This is a genomic window from Alkalihalophilus lindianensis (assembly GCF_032843265.1).
In the GTDB taxonomy this organism is placed as follows: domain Bacteria; phylum Bacillota; class Bacilli; order Bacillales; family Bacillaceae_D; genus Alkalihalophilus; species Alkalihalophilus lindianensis.
Genome location: NZ_JAWJBA010000004.1, coordinates 67,107 through 84,121, shown reverse-complemented (window position 1 = coordinate 84,121; position 17,015 = coordinate 67,107). Strand labels below are relative to the sequence as shown.

Annotated in this window: 17 protein-coding genes; 7 read left to right on the top strand and 10 right to left on the bottom strand. The window is 37.7% G+C overall.

From position 1 onward, the window contains the following. Window positions 1–40 precede the first annotated feature (40 nt). Window positions 41–1,114, bottom strand: coding sequence for a M23 family metallopeptidase (locus tag RYX56_RS12975; protein ID WP_317122473.1), 1,074 nt, complete (start codon window positions 1,112–1,114; stop codon window positions 41–43). A gap of 87 nt (window positions 1,115–1,201) precedes the next feature. Then, window positions 1,202–2,056, bottom strand: a complete 855-nt coding sequence (locus RYX56_RS12970) for a polysaccharide deacetylase family protein (protein WP_317122472.1) — start codon at window positions 2,054–2,056, stop codon at window positions 1,202–1,204. Between the two features lie 137 nt (window positions 2,057–2,193). Here RYX56_RS12970 and RYX56_RS12965 point away from each other — a divergent pair, with 137 nt between their 5' ends. From RYX56_RS12965 to RYX56_RS12955, 3 genes are all read left to right on the top strand, one after another. Then, window positions 2,194–3,240, top strand: coding sequence for an FUSC family protein (locus RYX56_RS12965; RefSeq protein ID WP_317122471.1), 1,047 nt, complete (start codon window positions 2,194–2,196; stop codon window positions 3,238–3,240). Window positions 3,241–3,415: 175 nt separating this feature from the next. Beyond that, entirely contained in the window at window positions 3,416–5,035 is a 1,620-nt protein-coding gene (locus RYX56_RS12960; RefSeq protein ID WP_317122470.1) for a glycine betaine uptake BCCT transporter, read from the top strand. A gap of 165 nt (window positions 5,036–5,200) precedes the next feature. Next, the gene (locus tag RYX56_RS12955) at window positions 5,201–5,602 is read left to right on the top strand and encodes an outer membrane protein assembly factor BamD (protein ID WP_317122469.1); all 402 of its coding nucleotides are present in this window, start codon (window positions 5,201–5,203) and stop codon (window positions 5,600–5,602) included. 47 nt (window positions 5,603–5,649) lie between these two features. Here the strand turns inward: RYX56_RS12955 and RYX56_RS12950 are convergent, their stop codons facing one another. The 6 genes from RYX56_RS12950 to RYX56_RS12925 form a co-directional block, all read right to left on the bottom strand. Next, window positions 5,650–5,952, bottom strand: coding sequence for a hypothetical protein (locus RYX56_RS12950; RefSeq protein ID WP_317122468.1), 303 nt, complete (start codon window positions 5,950–5,952; stop codon window positions 5,650–5,652). A gap of 170 nt (window positions 5,953–6,122) precedes the next feature. Next, window positions 6,123–7,532, bottom strand: a complete 1,410-nt coding sequence (gene lpdA / locus RYX56_RS12945) for a dihydrolipoyl dehydrogenase (protein ID WP_317122467.1) — start codon at window positions 7,530–7,532, stop codon at window positions 6,123–6,125. 3 nt (window positions 7,533–7,535) lie between these two features. After that, the gene (locus tag RYX56_RS12940) at window positions 7,536–8,831 is read right to left on the bottom strand and encodes a dihydrolipoamide acetyltransferase family protein (RefSeq protein ID WP_317122466.1); all 1,296 of its coding nucleotides are present in this window, start codon (window positions 8,829–8,831) and stop codon (window positions 7,536–7,538) included. 100 nt (window positions 8,832–8,931) lie between these two features. Further along, complete coding sequence (locus RYX56_RS12935; protein ID WP_317122465.1) at window positions 8,932–9,909, bottom strand: alpha-ketoacid dehydrogenase subunit beta; 978 nt, start codon at window positions 9,907–9,909, stop codon at window positions 8,932–8,934. Between the two features lie 3 nt (window positions 9,910–9,912). Next, window positions 9,913–10,998, bottom strand: coding sequence for a pyruvate dehydrogenase (acetyl-transferring) E1 component subunit alpha (gene pdhA / locus RYX56_RS12930; protein WP_317122464.1), 1,086 nt, complete (start codon window positions 10,996–10,998; stop codon window positions 9,913–9,915). 521 nt (window positions 10,999–11,519) lie between these two features. Next, window positions 11,520–12,167, bottom strand: coding sequence for a YkyA family protein (locus RYX56_RS12925; protein WP_317122463.1), 648 nt, complete (start codon window positions 12,165–12,167; stop codon window positions 11,520–11,522). 261 nt (window positions 12,168–12,428) lie between these two features. Between RYX56_RS12925 and RYX56_RS12920 the strand changes: the two genes are divergently transcribed. The 4 genes from RYX56_RS12920 to rnjA all read left to right on the top strand — a co-directional run bounded on the left by RYX56_RS12920 (window position 12,429) and on the right by rnjA (window position 15,683). Then, window positions 12,429–12,614 (top strand): YjcZ family sporulation protein, encoded by a 186-nt coding sequence (locus tag RYX56_RS12920; RefSeq protein ID WP_317122462.1) that lies wholly within the window; start codon window positions 12,429–12,431, stop codon window positions 12,612–12,614. Window positions 12,615–12,729: 115 nt separating this feature from the next. Next, window positions 12,730–13,269 (top strand): peptide deformylase, encoded by a 540-nt coding sequence (gene def, locus RYX56_RS12915; RefSeq protein ID WP_317122461.1) that lies wholly within the window; start codon window positions 12,730–12,732, stop codon window positions 13,267–13,269. Window positions 13,270–13,802: 533 nt separating this feature from the next. Continuing rightward, window positions 13,803–14,012, top strand: a complete 210-nt coding sequence (locus RYX56_RS12910; RefSeq protein WP_317122460.1) for a DNA-dependent RNA polymerase subunit epsilon — start codon at window positions 13,803–13,805, stop codon at window positions 14,010–14,012. A 3-nt stretch (window positions 14,013–14,015) separates the two neighbouring features. Then, window positions 14,016–15,683 carry a ribonuclease J1 gene (gene rnjA / locus RYX56_RS12905; RefSeq protein WP_317122459.1) on the top strand — a complete coding sequence of 556 codons (1,668 nt, stop codon included), beginning with the start codon at window positions 14,016–14,018 and terminating at the stop codon, window positions 15,681–15,683. A 36-nt stretch (window positions 15,684–15,719) separates the two neighbouring features. On the opposite strand, the gene RYX56_RS12900 is transcribed toward rnjA, so the two are convergent. After that, window positions 15,720–16,382, bottom strand: coding sequence for a potassium channel family protein (locus RYX56_RS12900; protein ID WP_317122458.1), 663 nt, complete (start codon window positions 16,380–16,382; stop codon window positions 15,720–15,722). Window positions 16,383–16,511: 129 nt separating this feature from the next. Continuing rightward, window positions 16,512–16,964: a redoxin domain-containing protein gene (locus RYX56_RS12895; RefSeq protein ID WP_317122457.1), complete on the bottom strand. Its 453-nt coding sequence runs from the start codon at window positions 16,962–16,964 to the stop codon at window positions 16,512–16,514. Between the last annotated feature and the right edge of the window lie 51 nt (window positions 16,965–17,015).

Here is a 17,015-nt window from a genome sequence, read left to right as displayed (position 1 = left end):
ATTAAATAGGGTGTAAGCTTCAGTCGACTCTTGTCGATTATTACTCCCAAATTCTTAAAAGTACTTCCCTCACTTCTTCTTGACTCAGAGGTTTCCAGAAAAGCTCACCATAAATCAACAAATCTTGGTGAAGATGAAGTTCTGATAGGTCTTGATTAACGGCTCCACTCGTACCGGAGTTACCTACATATCCGATAATGGTTTCAGCATTCACCCGATCTCCTACATTTAGATCTTCAGGAATATTATCTAGATGAGCAAAACGATTCATTACTCCATTAGGATACTGCACCCATACTTGTCTTCCTCTTAAACGGTCAAAAATGTACTCAGGTGTTTCTCCGTACTCAGCCGTTAATGCTAAGTCCTGATTTCTCACTTCTGGTGAAGGGTACTCCTCGTACTCTTGATCTGCTCGGACTACAATTCCCTCTCCCATAGCATAAATTGGCGTATCTGTATTTATGTTTCCACCAGAAGAAAAGTCATACCAATCAATTCCTTCATGAAAACCATTACGATAAGCTCGAGGTGCACCAGGAAGGTGAGTAGAGACCGTACTTACCTCAGCACCTGCAATCGGCTTCTCAAGAAAGTCTAAATAGGCTACCATCTGATCAGCATTCCACTCTTCAAAATTAAAAGCTTCAGGTGGTCCCCCTACTGCTTCTGTAGGACCAAACCAAGAAAAACTAGCTGCTTCTTCAGAAAATGTTAGAGGGGTATTCAAGCCTTCTTCAATGAAAGCAGTTGGTAAATAAACTTCATCTTCCTCATTCACGATTAGGTAAATACGATCGGTAGCTAGATATTCGCCATTTCTCTCTAAAACGGGAACTTCATCGATTAAATAAAAATGATCTTCATCTACAGTGATCTCTAGTGTCCGGTGCAATTCATCAAAACTGTAATCCCCACCTGTAATTTGTATCAAATCATCAACCTTAAACCTCGCACCATCTTCTTTAATTTCAATAGGAAGTTTCGCCACATCCTCTTCAAGTTGAGGACCCTCCAAATTATCTTGTGTGGGATCTTCTTCGGTTGTTTGCTGGCAACCTGATGTCATCATAACTGCTCCAACGAGGAACATACCTAAAATAAATCGTTTCACAATCCTTGCCTCTCAATCTTTATTTTAATATGTCTATCATTCTTCCCTTAATGACAAACAATAGACGTTCTTAAAGCATTAAAGGATTTATTCTAGCCCTTTAATCTCTTTAGGATCAATGATTCTATAGCCCTTTTCTTCTAGGCCATTGACAATTTCATCAAGAGCCTCCATTGTCCATTGTCGATCATGCATAAGTAGGTTAGCTCCCTCTGTTAAATAAGGAGTGTTGACCATAATTTCGGCCAATGCAGCAGCTTCCATATAATCAGCTTCCCAATCATACCCATACGTCCAGTTCATCAAGACCATGCCCTCGTCTTTTACTACCTGCTCAGAGTAATCCGTATTAGCACCAAATGGGGCTCTAAAAAACCGTGGTCGTTCACCAATTATGTCTTCTATCAAGTCATTTAATTGAACAATTTCTGCATATTGATCTTCTTCTGATAGATCTCTTAAATTTTTATGATTCATCGTATGATTCCCAATTTCAAAGCCCATTTCATAAATTTCTTTAAGCTGAGCTTGTCCCTCCTCACTATTTATAAAATGACCATTCACAAAAAAGATTGCTCCTGCTTCAAGGTCCTTGAGAATTTTCGCCATTTCGACACCATGCTTATCAGGGGCATCATCAATTGTAAGAAGAACGACATTCTTTTCTTCTTCACCTAAAGGTTCAACTTTCCAATTAGATTCATTAATTTTATACCCTTGATTAATTTGATCATCTACCTCTACTTGCTCATCAACTTCCTCTTGATCTGGTTCGACTTCTTCATTTGATTCAGAACCATCATTTGATTCATCATGTTCCGTAGTTTGATCAGCTTCACTATTCGCATCTTGTTCGTTCGTATCAACTGAATTATTGCATCCAGCCATAATTAAAGCCGCTATTAATATAACAGCAATTAGACTCATTATCCCCCTACTCATTTTCGAACACTCCCTCACTCATACTAGACCTTGTAAATCATATCAAACTTTTTCCTAAGTTGGTAGATGTGTATAACTTTTTTCAACATGATTCATACTAACGACTAATGATGTCTAGTTGTAAAAAGAGGGATTCCATGCGTAAAAGAGTCATAATCGGTAGGAGAGTAGTGAAAACTGGATTAGCTGTTTTTATTACAGCTCTCATTTGCCATTGGCTTGACCTACCTGCCACATTTGCTGTTATTACTGCAATTGTAACAACAGAACCAACAGCAGCAGATTCGCTTAAAAAAGGATTGGTTCGTCTACCTGCAGCATCAATCGGGGCCGTATTTGCTATAGTCCTTGATCTCTTATTGGGCCAATCAGCGCTAACTTACTCATTAGTCGCAATGATGACGATTATTGCTTGTTCAAAGTTAAAGTTGGATACAGGAACACTTGTTGCAACATTAACCGCTGTAGCTATGATCCCTGGAACAACCGACCATGTTGTTGTCGACTTTGTGACAAGAATGTCAGGTACTTCTACAGGCATCATAGTATCTACCTTGGTCAATTTTGTTATTCTGCCTCCGAAATTCGGACCTATACTTGTAGACAAAGTAGAAACTTTATTTGGGGAAACAGCTAAAACATTAGATTTAGCTGTACGTCACCTATTACATGAAGAGGATGAAGATCGTACACATTTTTATCGACAATTGCATACCCAACTAGCATCAACGTATCAATTAACCCAATTTCAATATGATGAATGGCGATATCGCAAATCCAATGAATTTGAGCGTCGGTCATTTGGATTTTTAAAAAAGAAACTTGATTATTTACATTTAGTCTTATTTCATATCGGTAAACTTTGTCACATTCGTTTAAATCATCATATCTCTAATGAAGAAAAAGAGAATATGATGCTGGCCGTTCATTCATTTAAACAAATTATTGAAGATCCTCTACATCAAATGGCTACAAATCATCACGTAATAATAGAAGATTTAAAACGAAAAAGGGGAATGAATTATACGAGCGAGGAGACACTGTCTTTAATCACCCATGAATTAATCTCTCTTCAAAAAGTAGCCGAAGAGTTAGCAAGCATTACAGCTGATGAGAGAATGTTCTCTATCCAAGAAAAGTCTTATCCAGATTATATCTTCAAACAGCCTTTTCAATATGAATAATGAAAAAATGTCAAAAAATATGTTTCGAATTAGCTAAATTAGGCTAAAGAATATAGTCTTCATGCAAATTAGCTCACATATGCATATCTGTTGTCATTTTTTATCGAACTATGTTAGGTTAGAGTTTGTGAATAAAGACACAAGCAAAAAAATGAATAGGAAAGGTGTTTTTTTTATGAAAAAGCTTACGCCTGTATTTATTATTTCTGTATCTATCGCTCTTGCATTTATTTTGTGGGGCGTATTTGCTGCGGAAAACTTAGAAACTGTGACTCAAAGTATCCAAGGGTTCATTACAAATGAATTAGGCTGGTTCTACCTACTTGCCGCAACTGGTTTCTTAATTTTTTCTCTCTATTTGATTTTTAGCCCCTACGGAAAAATCAAACTAGGTAAACCGGATGAAAAGCCTGAATACAATTATTTAACTTGGTTTTCCTTCTTGTTTACTGCTGGTATGGGGATTGGTTTAGTCTTTTGGGGCGTCTCAGAACCAATGTATCACTTCTTTGAACCTCCAAGTGCTCAACCAGGATCAAATGCCGCAGCTGGAGAAGCGATGCGTTATTCAATCTTTCACTGGGGCTTACACCCATGGGCAATTTATTCTGTGGTAGCACTCGCTTTAGCTTACTTTAAATTTAGAAAAGGTTCACCTGGGATTATGAGTGCTGTTTTTCACCCATTACTAGGAGATCGAGTGAACGGGAAAATTGGTACGATAATTAATGTAATTGTAGTATTTGCAACTATTTTTGGTGTGGCTACCTCTCTTGGATTTGGTGCTGCGCAAATCTCAGCTGGACTTGCTTACCTAGTCCCAGGAATCGGATCTTTGAGCGATGTCGTATTGCAGTTAATTGTCATATTAATTGTCACTGTTCTCTTTATGATTTCTGCTCAAACAGGAATTAATAAAGGGATTCGAATTTTGAGTAAGGCGAATGTTTACTTAGCCATTTTACTTATGTTATTTGTACTTTTCTTTGGACCGACCAGCTATATCATGGGTGTATTCACTCAAGGTGTCGGAAGTTATATTCAAAATTTAGTTGGAATGAGCTTTAGATTGGACGTTTATAACCCTGAAACAACGTGGGTTGAAGGATGGACAATCTTCTATTGGGCTTGGTGGATTTCGTGGGCACCATTTGTAGGTACTTTTATTGCCCGCGTATCACGTGGTCGTACCATTAGAGAATTTGTTATTGGTGTACTAGCTGTTCCTGCTACGTTTGGTGCTTTATGGTTTAGTGTATTTGGCGGAACAGGCATCTATATGCAGCGCGAAGGAATTGCAGATATCATGGGAACGATGACTGAATCAGGAATGGAAGTAGCATTATTTGCTGTTCTAGAACAATTTCCACTAGGCATCATTATGTCGATCTTGGCAGTCTTCCTTATTTCTTCATTCTTTATTACATCTGCAGACTCTGCAACTGTAGTGTTAGGCATGCAAACAACGAACGGAAGCTTAAATCCTCCTAACTCTGTAAAATTTGTTTGGGGACTTATTATTTCAGGGACGGCTGCAGTTTTACTTACATCTCCAGAAGGATTAGGAGCCTTACAAACAGCTGCCATCATTGCTGCATTGCCATTTACAGTGATCATGATCTTTATGATCGTTTCGTTAATGATGTCCTTGAAACAGGAGAAGCCAACACTTGCAAGTGAAAAGGAACGCATTAAATACGAACGATATGAGTTAAAGCAAGAAAGAGAAAAGTTAAAACAGGAAAAGCAACTTTTTAAAGAAGAGAAAGCAGAAACTAAAAAGAAAAAGAATTAATTAAGTAAGCTCTTGATAAATCAAGAGCTTACTTTTTTTTACTGAAATAAAATGGATATTGCTTTTAGGTTACATTTCTATTACTAAATGCCTAACTAGGTTTCAATCGTGATAAAATGAGGTAATTGCTTACAAGGGATAATACTTGCAAGGAAGTGAGATACCATGGAAAAGCTTTTTCTATCAATGTTGTTCGCTCCAATATTCATGTTATCGAATTGTGTCTCTTCTGCTCAATCAGATGATACCATTCCTCCCTCCTATACTGAGTCTACGATGATAACCATTTTATTTTCTGATGCGAAAGCCTTAGAAGAAGAACATAGCTATTATGACGCCTTATTAGAACTTCAGACCCAACATCCAGACAAAATCCCATCTTTTCAAGTAGTTGATGCTGAAGATAAAGATCGTATTAAACAATTTGAGATCGATACCTTCCCTACGATGCTCATTTTAACCGGAGAAGATATTCATTTACGGATGGAAGGGCCTCAAGCGAAGGATGATATTCTTACCAAACTAAATCATACATTTCAGATTCAAATGAACCATATTGATTTATAAAACAGAATTCAAAAAGGTGTGCATGACTGGTCATGCACACCTTTTCTTTAAACCATTGGAAAAGGTCCATATGGTCTTTGTTTAAAGTAATAAGCCTCTGCTTCTTCTTTCATTTCTTTCCAACTAGAAAACTGTGTTGACGACTGAATCAAAGGATTCCAAAATTCCTCTGCTCTCTCAAAATCTTTGATCGTTACTACTTTTTGTTGACTTACTTCCATCATTTCTTCCCATTCTTTAAAAGAAGTAAATTCTTTCATAAATTGATCAGAAAACAGGATTGGAAGTGGGATATGGCCTATTGAAGAAAAGGCATCCAACGTCCATTTTAATAGAGATCCAAATATCATTTCGTCACCTCATTAAGAATTAAGACGTTATTAGGAGTACCTTCGGATGTCCGATCAGTTACCTTGGTCTTACTATAAATCATATTAATCCGAGTTGTCAAATGTGAATTAAAAATAAATAAAAATAGGAGCCACTCTACTAACTAGAGCGACTCCTATTAAGAGGTTTATTATTTTACAATGTGAATTGGCGTACCGAGAGCAACCTCAGCAGCTTCCATTGTGATTTCGCCTAATGAAGGATGAGCATGGATTGTAAGAGCAATATCTTCTGCAGTCATACCAGTTTCAATTGCAAGTCCAAGTTCGGCAATCATATCAGAAGCATTAGGTCCCGCAATTTGTGCACCGATTACAAGGCCATCTTCTTTACGAGTGATAAGCTTCATGAAGCCATCTGTATCGTTAAGTGATAGAGCACGTCCGTTTGCAGCAAATGGGAACTTAGATGCTACTACATCATAACCCGCATCTTTAGCTTCTTTTTCGTTGTAACCAACTGTAGCAAGCTCTGGGTCAGAGAATACAACAGCAGGAATAGCTAGGTAATCAATTTCTGATTTTTCACCAGCAATGGCTTCAGCAGCAATTTTACCTTCGTAAGATGCTTTGTGGGCTAAAGCAGGACCTTCAATGATGTCACCAATTGCAAAAATGTTGCTTACATTTGTGCGACATTGCTTGTCCGTTTTAATTAATCCACGATCAGTCATTTCAACGCCGATTTGCTCTAGGCCAAGCTCTTCTGTGTTTGGCTTACGCCCTACTGTTACAAGAACGTAATCAGCTTCAAACACTTCTTCTTTTCCTTTAACTTCAGCTGTAACTTTCACGCCGTTATCAGTTTCTTCCACACCTTGAGCTAAAGCTTCTGTATGGAATTTTACGCCGTTCTTTTTAAGTTTACGTTCAACAAGTTTCCCCATTTGTTTTTCAAAACCAGGAAGAATTTGTTTTCCACCTTCAAGAACAACTACTTCTGTACCCATATTAGAATACGCACCAGTAAGTTCAATACCAATATATCCTCCACCAATGACAACCATCTTCTTAGGAACGTCTTTAAGAGCTAACGCACCTGTTGAGTTGATGACACGATCTGTGTACTTGAAGCTAGGAAGTTCAATTGGGCTTGACCCTGTTGCAATGATACAATTTTTAAAGTTATACGTTTGTGAGCTCTTTTCGTCCATGATTCGTACAGAATTTTCTGAAGCAAAGTATGCTTCTCCTTGTACAATCTCAACGTTATTTCCTTTTAGAAGGCCTTCTACCCCGCCAGTTAATTTCTTAACGACTGATCCTTTCCATTCTTGAACTTTGTCAAAGTTAATGGAAACACCTTCAGCTGTAATCCCCATGTCATCAGAATGTTTAGCATTATGATAACGGTGTCCTGCTGAGATTAGTGCTTTTGATGGTATACATCCAACATTTAAACAAACACCACCAAGTGTTCCTTTCTCAACAATCGTTACCTTTTGTCCAAGTTGGGCTGCACGGATTGCTGCAACGTATCCTCCTGGACCTGAACCAATGACAAGTGTGTCTACTTCATTTGCGAAATCTCCAACAACCATTCATTACCCCTCCATTAATAGTAATTGTGGATCATTTAACAGACGCTTAACGTGGTTTAGAGCATTCTGAGCTGTTACGCCATCAATTAAACGGTGGTCATAGCTTATAGATAGAGCCAATACAGGTGCAGCAACAATCTCACCATTTTTCACCACTGGCTTCTCCTCGATACGACCAATACCTAGAATAGCGACTTCTGGGTGATTGATAACTGGTGTGAACCATAGACCACGAGCTGAACCAACATTAGAAATTGTAGCTGATCCGCCCTTCATTTCTGCACCACTAAGTTTACCATCACGAGCTTTAACTGCCAACTCATTAATTTCATCGGCTAATGCGAAAATTGATTTACGATCTGCATCTTTAACAACTGGTACGAATAAACCGTGCTCTGTATCTGCAGCAATACCAATGTTAAAGTACTTTTTGTATACAATTTCGTCGTTTGCATCATCAATAGATGCATTTAATGCAGGGTATTTACGTAGAGCAGCTGTAAGAGCTTTTACCACATATGGTAAGTACGTAAGTTTTGTACCTTGTTCTGCAGCTGTTTCTTTATATTGCTTACGGTGAGCAACAAGTGCAGAAACTTCTACTTCATCCATGTGAGTTACGTGAGGAGCAGTGTGCTTAGAGTTAACCATTGCTTTTGCAATTGCTTTACGAACACCTTTGAAAGGTACACGCTCTTCCATTTCTCCAACAGGAATAGATGTTGGCTCTTGTGCTTTTGCTGCCGGTTGGTCTTCTTTCTTTTCAGATGTTGTATCTGCTTGTGTATCTTCTGTAGCAGCACCACCATTTAGGTGATTTTCAATATCTTCTTTTGTAATACGACCATTTTTACCAGTACCACTAACTTGCTTAATGTTAACACCTTTTTCACGAGCAAATTTACGAACTGAAGGCATTGCAATTACACGAGTATCATCATTATCGTCAGTCGCTTCATCTGATTTAGGAGCTTCTTCTTTTTTCTCTTCTTTAACAGGCTCTGGTGTTTCTTCTTTTGCTTCTTCTGCAGGAGCACTTTCTTCTTCAGCAGGGTTAGCATCACCAGCATCAATTGTTACTAGAACATCACCGACAATACTTACAGTTCCTTCTTCAACTTTAACCTCGAGAACTTTTCCGTCAACAGGAGAAGGAATTTCTACAACTGCTTTATCGTTTTGAACTTCTAGAAGAATATCATCTTCTTTTATTTCATCGCCTGGTTTCACAAACCATTTTACAATTTCACCTTCGTGAATTCCTTCACCAATATCAGGCAGTTTAAATTCATATGCCACTTTGAAGTTCCTCCTTTTTATAACCAATTAAATGGAAAATAAGTAAATGAGTGAAAAGGAAAGACATTTATCTTTCCTTCTCATCTATGCTTGTCTACTTTTAGAAATTTACAACTTTCTTAGCAGTTTCAATAATTTCTTGATAATCAGGTAACCAATCATCTTCAACTGCCGCAAATGGATAAACAGTATCAGGAGCAGCTACTCGTAGTACCGGAGCTTCTAAGCTAAGGATAGAACGCTCTGTAATTTCAGCTACAACATTTGCAGCAATTCCAGCTGCTTTTTGAGCTTCTTGTACAACAATCGCACGGTTCGTTTTCTCTACAGAAGCAATAATTGTTTCAATATCGAGTGGGCTAATCGTCATTAAGTCGATAACCTCTGCATCAATTCCTTCTTTTTCAAGCTCTTCAGCAGCTTTAAGAGAAGAATGAACCATAGCTCCGTAAGTAATAATTGAAACGTCTTTTCCTTCACGCTTCACATCAGCTTTTCCTAATTCAATTGTGTACTCTTCCTCAGGAACTTCTCCACGGAATGAACGATAAAGTTTCATGTGCTCTAAGTAAACAACTGGATCATTATCACGGATAGCAGAAATAAGTAATCCTTTTGCATCATATGGAGTTGAAGGGATAACGACTTTTAAACCAGGAGTTTGAGCCATTAATCCTTCTAAGCTATCAGCATGCATTTCAGGTGTTTTAACGCCTCCACCAAATGGTGAACGTACTGTAATAGGTGCGCTTTGCTTTCCTGCAGTACGGTAACGAAGACGGTTCATTTGGCCAGCGATTGAATCAAATACTTCAAATACAAAACCAAAGAATTGTACCTCCATTACAGGGCGGAAACCAGTCAGACCTAATCCGATTGCTAAACCACCAATACCAGACTCAGCAAGAGGTGTATCGAATACGCGCTCTTCTCCGAATTCTTTTTGTAAGCCTTCAGTCGCACGGAAAACACCACCGTTTTGACCGACGTCTTCTCCAAACACAAGAACATCTTCATTATTCTTAAGCTCATTACGCATTGCATCCGTAATTGCTTGGATCATTGTCATTTGTGCCATCGGTTACTTCGACTCCTTTGCTGTATACTCTTCCATTTGTTCACGAAGGTTTGCTGGTAACTCTTCAAACATGAAACCAATTAGATCAGTTACTTTTTGTTTTGGAGTGCTATCAGCTTTCTTCATTGCTTCTTTAATATCTTCTTTAGCTTTATCTACTACTTCATTTTCTTTCTCTTCAGACCATAGTTTTTTCGCTTCTAAGAACTTACGGAAGCGTACTAGTGGATCTTTCTTCGTCCACTCATCATCAAGATCAGAAGAACGGTAACGAGTAGGGTCATCACCAGCCATAGTATGTGGACCATAACGGTATGTCATCGTTTCAATTAAAGTTGGACCATCACCAGCTAATGCACGATCACGAGCTTGTTTCGTAGCAGCATAAACGGCAAGAACATCCATACCATCAACCTGAATTCCTTCAATACCAGCAGCAACTGCTTTTTGAGCAATCGTTTTTGCAGCTGATTGCTTTTCAACAGGTACTGAGATCGCAAAACGGTTATTTTGTACAATGAATACTGCAGGAGCATTATAAGCACCAGCAAAGTTCATACCTTCATAGAAGTCACCTTGTGATGCACCACCATCACCAGTGTACGTAATAGCGATATTTTCTTTCTTTTTACGTTTAAGACCTAATGCCACACCAGCTGTTTGAATGATTTGAGCACCGATGATGATTTGCGGAACCATGATGTTTAAGCCATCAGGAATCTCACCACCACCATAATGACCACGAGACCATAAAAATGCTTGATGTAATGGAAGACCGTGGAATACGAGTTGAGGAATATCACGGTAACCAGGTAAAATCCAATCTTCTTTATCTAAGGCGAATTGCGAACCAAGCATAGAAGCTTCTTGACCAGCTACAGGCGCATAGAAACCTAAACGACCTTGACGGTTCAATGAAATTGCACGCTGATCCCAAATACGAGTGTAAACCATACGCTTCATAATCTCTTGTAACTCTTCATCACTTAGTTCAGGCATAGCAGCTTCATTAACAACTTCGCCTTCTTCGTTTAAAATCTGAAACGTTTCAAATTGATTTTCAACTTGCTCTAACGTTTTTGTACTCATCTACCTTCACCTCTACCTTTCTTTTAGGAAATTCACACAATCGTGAATATAGTTCTTCACATCATATTTGTCTTGTTGAGTAAACTCTTCGGCAAAACTCTTCATTAGGATACCCATTCATAGAACTTACATAACCTTCTTTTAAATGAATGAAACGTTTTTCTTTGACGTGATTAGGGTATAGAAGTAGTTTATGTCGAAATATGTAACCAATCACGATTGTCGTAATGAATTAAAATCAAACGGACACATGTACTGTATCAGTCTAACTAAAAATAAATTAATACAATTTACCTTTCGAGAACAAGTCTACATCAACGATCATTATTCCGTCAATCCTTTTGTTTCATCGTTTTAATTGCATATTTTTTCACAATCATTTCGCCCCACTAAAAACAACTGTGTTATACAGCAATACAAACTTAACTAGTACAGTTATACCCTTATCCTGCACACCCTTAATCAGACAAGATCCACTCTATCTCCCCAGTCTAACTAAACAAAAAAAGCGAACTAGATGTTCACTCTTCATAGTGAACATCTAGTTCCGCTTCTTCGTAAAAACTTCTTTTTAATTTATTATAAGATTGTGTATGCTGATTGAATACTTCTTTCTTCTCATGAACAAGATCGTACTGTTGATTCACTTGATCAATTTGTTCTTGAAGACTATCCATTGTTAACTCTTCATCTTTTATGATTGTAAACAATTTACGATCTTCCTCAATTGCAGCTATGTAGTGATCATAAAGTTCACCGTAACTTGAGTAGCGAGCATTCATTTCTTCCTCAAGTTGATTAACAAGGTCTTGTAAGTCTTCGCGCTCTAAATCACTTATGGCCGATTGGATTTGATCAAATTCTTCTTTACTTTGTTCAACACTTTCTTTTTCAGATTCCATTAATTGTTCACGTTCGCTTACAGATTCTAATGCTTGATCAGAAAGATTCGAAAGTTCATCCATCTCCTCAGGTCCAAGAGCAATCATTTTTTCGTATAGCTGATACTCTTTTTCTTCAGCTTCTTGTAATGGTTGTTGTTGTGATACAAATGGTTCTTCAAGCTCTACGGCTTTCTCTAAATGTTGATAGATGGTTTCAGTTGCACTATTCCCGCAGCCAGAAAGCAAACCAATTGATACGATTAACGCTGTAACCTTCCATTTCATAAACAACATTTCCCCCTAACATTCTACACTTGTCCCTACCACAGTATATGAACCGACAAAAAATAACAAGTCCTAACTATTTTGGTTTTTAAAGCTATTTAAACTCTATGTCCAATAGATGAAGATATGTGCATGAATTAGATTTATTTTTATCTTTTTTTGAAAAATGGGCATTCATCCAACCACACATCTGGGTTCTGCATAATGTAGTTAGTGAGTCGCACCTGATGCGATGGCTTTTTAAAAAAAGGAGGAATTCTCATGTACGGATACGGATTTGGTGGCGGTCAAGGTTGTTATGATCCATGTGGTTACGGTTATGGTGCTCCAGTAGCAGGTTACGGTGTGGGCGGATGCGGTAAGGGCTTCGCGTTAATCGTAGTATTATTTATTTTATTGATTATCGTGGGCGCTTCTCGTTTCGGTCATCATGGCGGACACTGCTAAAAAGCAGGTAAAAAAGAGTAAGCCTCGTGCTTGCTCTTTTTTCTTTGAAAATAACTTGCTATTTTTATTCATTCTTCATAAAGTAAATAGTAGTTATAAAAGGAGTGATACATACATGCTTACAATGAAGGATGTTGTCCGTGAGGGTCATCCCGTATTAAGACAAGTAGCTAAAGAAGTGTCTTTACCTGCATCAAAGGAAGATGAAGAAACACTTCAAAAAATGCTTGATTTTGTTATAAATAGTCAAGACCCTGATATTTCAGAAGCGTATCAACTAAGACCGGGTGTCGGCATCGCAGCCCCACAAATTGGTATTGCAAAAAGAATGTTTGCTGTTCATGTGTATGATGACAACGATAACCTACATAGTATGGGATTATTTAACCCCAAAATCATCAGCCATTCCGTTGAGGAAACTCACCTTGAGAGTGGGGAAGGTTGCTTATCAGTAGACCGTGATATTCCTGGAATTGTTCCAAGATATGCTCGAATCACTGTGAAGGGTACCAATCTTGATGGAGATGATGTGACACTTCGCCTCCGTGGACTAGTTGCTATTGTATTCCAGCATGAAATGGACCATTTAAATGGGATTATGTTTTACGATCGTATCGAAGACTTCAAAGACCCATTGAAAAAACAATTACCTTAAAAGGAAGCCAATAGCGCTTCCTTTTTTTGTTTGTTATACGATCGTATCCTACATTTTAAAGAGCGAATTCCCTTTTAACACATGTTATAAATAGATCTTCCATCTTACATAAATCGCCATCAAAAAACTCATTCCAATTATTACCTCGGAAACCGGTAAAATATCCTACACATACTAAGCATATTACAATCCCTTAAGTTATTTATAAAAATGGATACTTAATCAAAGAAAGGAGTGGGTCTTATGTTAAAAAAGCTTCGTAAAAAGCTTCTGAAAGGCTGTCGTCAATTACTCCCTAAAAACCGACTACTTGAAGTATAACCTCTCTTTATTCTGACGAGAATGTATGCAGGTAACCAGGTAACCTACCCTGCCTTCTAATAAGTGTGAAGACAACGTAAAAACAATGAGAATATAACGTGGAAACTGTTTTCATTTTATTGCATGCGCGTTCTCAAAAAAGAAAAACATGAAAAAGAACTGCATTTGCTTTATAATGAAAATATAACCAACGTTAAGGAGAGGTTTTATTTATGATTTTCAAAGTATATTTCCAAAAGAATTTTCAGCAAGTACCTGTACGTGAACTAACAGAAAGTATTTTTGTCGAAGGTGAATCAGAATCCGATGTACGTAAAAAGTTAATAGCTAGAGAGTACAATATCGAATTCGTCACACCGGTCTCTGGGGCATATCTTGAATATGAAAAAAATAGTGAAGATTTTAAAGTGGAGTCTATCTAACCAATGAAACAAATGAAAAATAACCAAACAGCAGTTTTTGCATTAGGTGGCCTTGGCGAGATCGGAAAAAACACCTATGCAGTTCAGTTTCAAGATGAAATCATTCTAATTGATGCCGGAATTAAGTTTCCAGAGGACGAACTTCTTGGTATTGATTATGTTATTCCTGATTATTCATTTTTAGTAAAAAATGAAGACAAAATCAAAGGTTTATTTATCACACATGGTCATGAAGATCACATCGGTGGTATCCCTTATTTATTACGTGCTGTAAATGTACCTATTTATGGTGGAAAACTTGCTCTAGGTCTTTTAAAAGGGAAACTTGAAGAACATGGATTGCTACGTAAAGCTAAACTTCATGAAATTCATGAAGACCAAGTAGTCAAGTTTACCAAAACATCAGTAACCTTCTTTAGAACAACCCACAGCATTCCAGATTCTTATGGAATCGTTGTTAAAACACCGCCAGGTAATGTTGTTCACACCGGTGATTTCAAATTTGACTTCACACCAGTTGGTGAACCAGCCAACCTAACTAAAATGGCAAAAATCGGTGAAGAAGGCGTACTTTGTTTATTATCAGATAGCACAAATAGTGAAATTCCAGACTTTACGATGTCTGAACGAAAAGTCGGAGAAAGTATTGATTCGATCTTCAGAAAAGTCGAAGGTCGTGTGATATTTGCCACTTTCGCCTCAAATATTCATCGTCTTCAACAAGTGGTAGAAGCTTCAGTTGAGCATGGACGTAAGGTTGCCGTTTTTGGACGGAGCATGGAAAACGCTCTAAATATCGGCCAAGAGTTAGGCTATATCAATGCGCCTAAGAATACGTTCATTGACCACTCTCAATTAAATAAATTGCCTGATAACCAGGTGACAATCTTATGTACAGGCTCACAAGGTGAACCAATGGCTGCCTTATCTAGAATTGCTTTTGGTACACACCGTCAGATTCAAATCATTCCTGGGGATACAGTCGTTTTCTCATCATCGCCTATTCCAGGGAATACATTGAGTGTAAGTAAAACAATTAACCAACTTTATCGTGCTGGAGCAAACGTGATTCACGGTTCATTAAGTGATATCCATACTTCAGGACATGGTGGTCAGGAAGAACAAAAGTTAATGCTTCGTCTGATGAAACCTCAATACTTTATGCCAATCCACGGTGAATATCGTATGTTGAAAATGCATATTAAATTAGCTAAAGATTGTGGTGTAGATGAGAAGAATAGTTTCATTATGGATAATGGAGACGTACTAGCCATTCACCCAAATGAAGCAGGTATCGTCGGTAAAATCCCATCAGGTTCTGTGTATGTTGATGGAAATGGCATTGGTGATATTGGAAATATTGTCTTAAGAGATCGACGCATTCTTTCAGAAGAAGGGTTAGTGGTTATTGTTGTTAGTCTTGATATGAAAGAATTCAAAGTAACTGCTGGACCAGATATCATCTCAAGAGGGTTTGTCTACATGCGTGAATCAAGTGACTTAATTCATGAAGCTCAAAAACTTTTAAGCAAACACCTAGATGATGTTATGGAAAGAAAAACATCACAATGGTCTGAAATTAAAAATGAGATGACCGACTTACTTGGTCCTTTCTTATATGAACGTACTAAACGTAAGCCGATGATTTTACCAATTATTATGGAAGTATAATAAAAAGCGGATGCCACTTAGGTATCCGCTTTTTTGTTATTCATCGAACATTTCATGCTCAAACCGTTTAATATCCTCATCTGCACCTATTACAATTAAAATGTCCTCTTCTTTAATTAGTTGAGTGGCCTGTGGTGAGACAATTATTTCTCTCCCACGTTTTATAGCCATTACATTGCAACCAAATTTCGCTCTTACATCTAGTTTCATTAATGTTTTACCACTCATCTTTGTACTAGCTATGATTTCAATAATGCTGTGTTTATCAGACAGTTCCAAGTAGTCTAGAACATTTTTTGATAGTAAATGATGAGCAAGACGAACACCCATATCCCTCTCAGGATGAACGATGCGTTCTGCACCAATTTTAGTGAGTACTTTTTCGTGATAATCATTTTGCGCTTTCACTGTTATATGTTCTACTCCTAGTTCATCAAGAATAAGTGTTGTTAATATACTGGCTTGAATATTGTCCCCAATAGCAATAATAACATGTTCAAAATTACGGATTCCTAGATGCTTTAATGCTTGCTCATCAGTAGCATCTGCAACAACGGCATGAGTGACGAGATCTCTGTACTTATTCACTCGTGCTTCATCTTGGTCAATGGCTAAGACTTCCATTCCTTGCTCTATTAACGCACAACATACACTCCCTCCAAATCGACCAAGCCCAATGACAGCAAACTGCCTTTTCATGTTTCACCCCCACTGCATTTGCTCCATTTTATGCAGTAGCTTTCTTTTTAACCCACCTATATCGTCATCGATTAATATTTACTCATAAAAAAAAGAACCCCGTTTAAAAAAGAGGTTCTAAAAAAACAATTATTCTTTAATGCCTAATACTCGATTTACACGTTTTGTTAGCATTTTCATGCCACCGCCGCCTGCTTGAAAATGACGTAATTGACCTTCTGCATCAAAAACATAATAAGCCGGGACATATTCATTTTCAAAAGCATCCGTTAATTTGTGATCACTATCAACAAAAATCGGTTGTGTAATTTCATGTTCATCTGCTACTTTTTTTATTTCATCAAGATCAAGATCTTTTTCAGAACGAGGCATATGAACAGCTACTATGTTTAACTGATCTTTATACTGGTCGCGGAATTCATTTACATTCGGCATAGCTTCTTTACATAACCCGCAGCTTATTGACCAGAAATGAATTAATGTAGGCTTGTCCCCTACAAGATCTTCTTTTTTAAGCTCCCCATTAAACCACGAGGTTGCTCCATCTAATTCAGGCATTTGTGAACGTAATTTAAGTGCCATTTGTATTCCTCCTAGTTTTCGAGTATAAAAAAGGTCTAACATTGCTGCTAG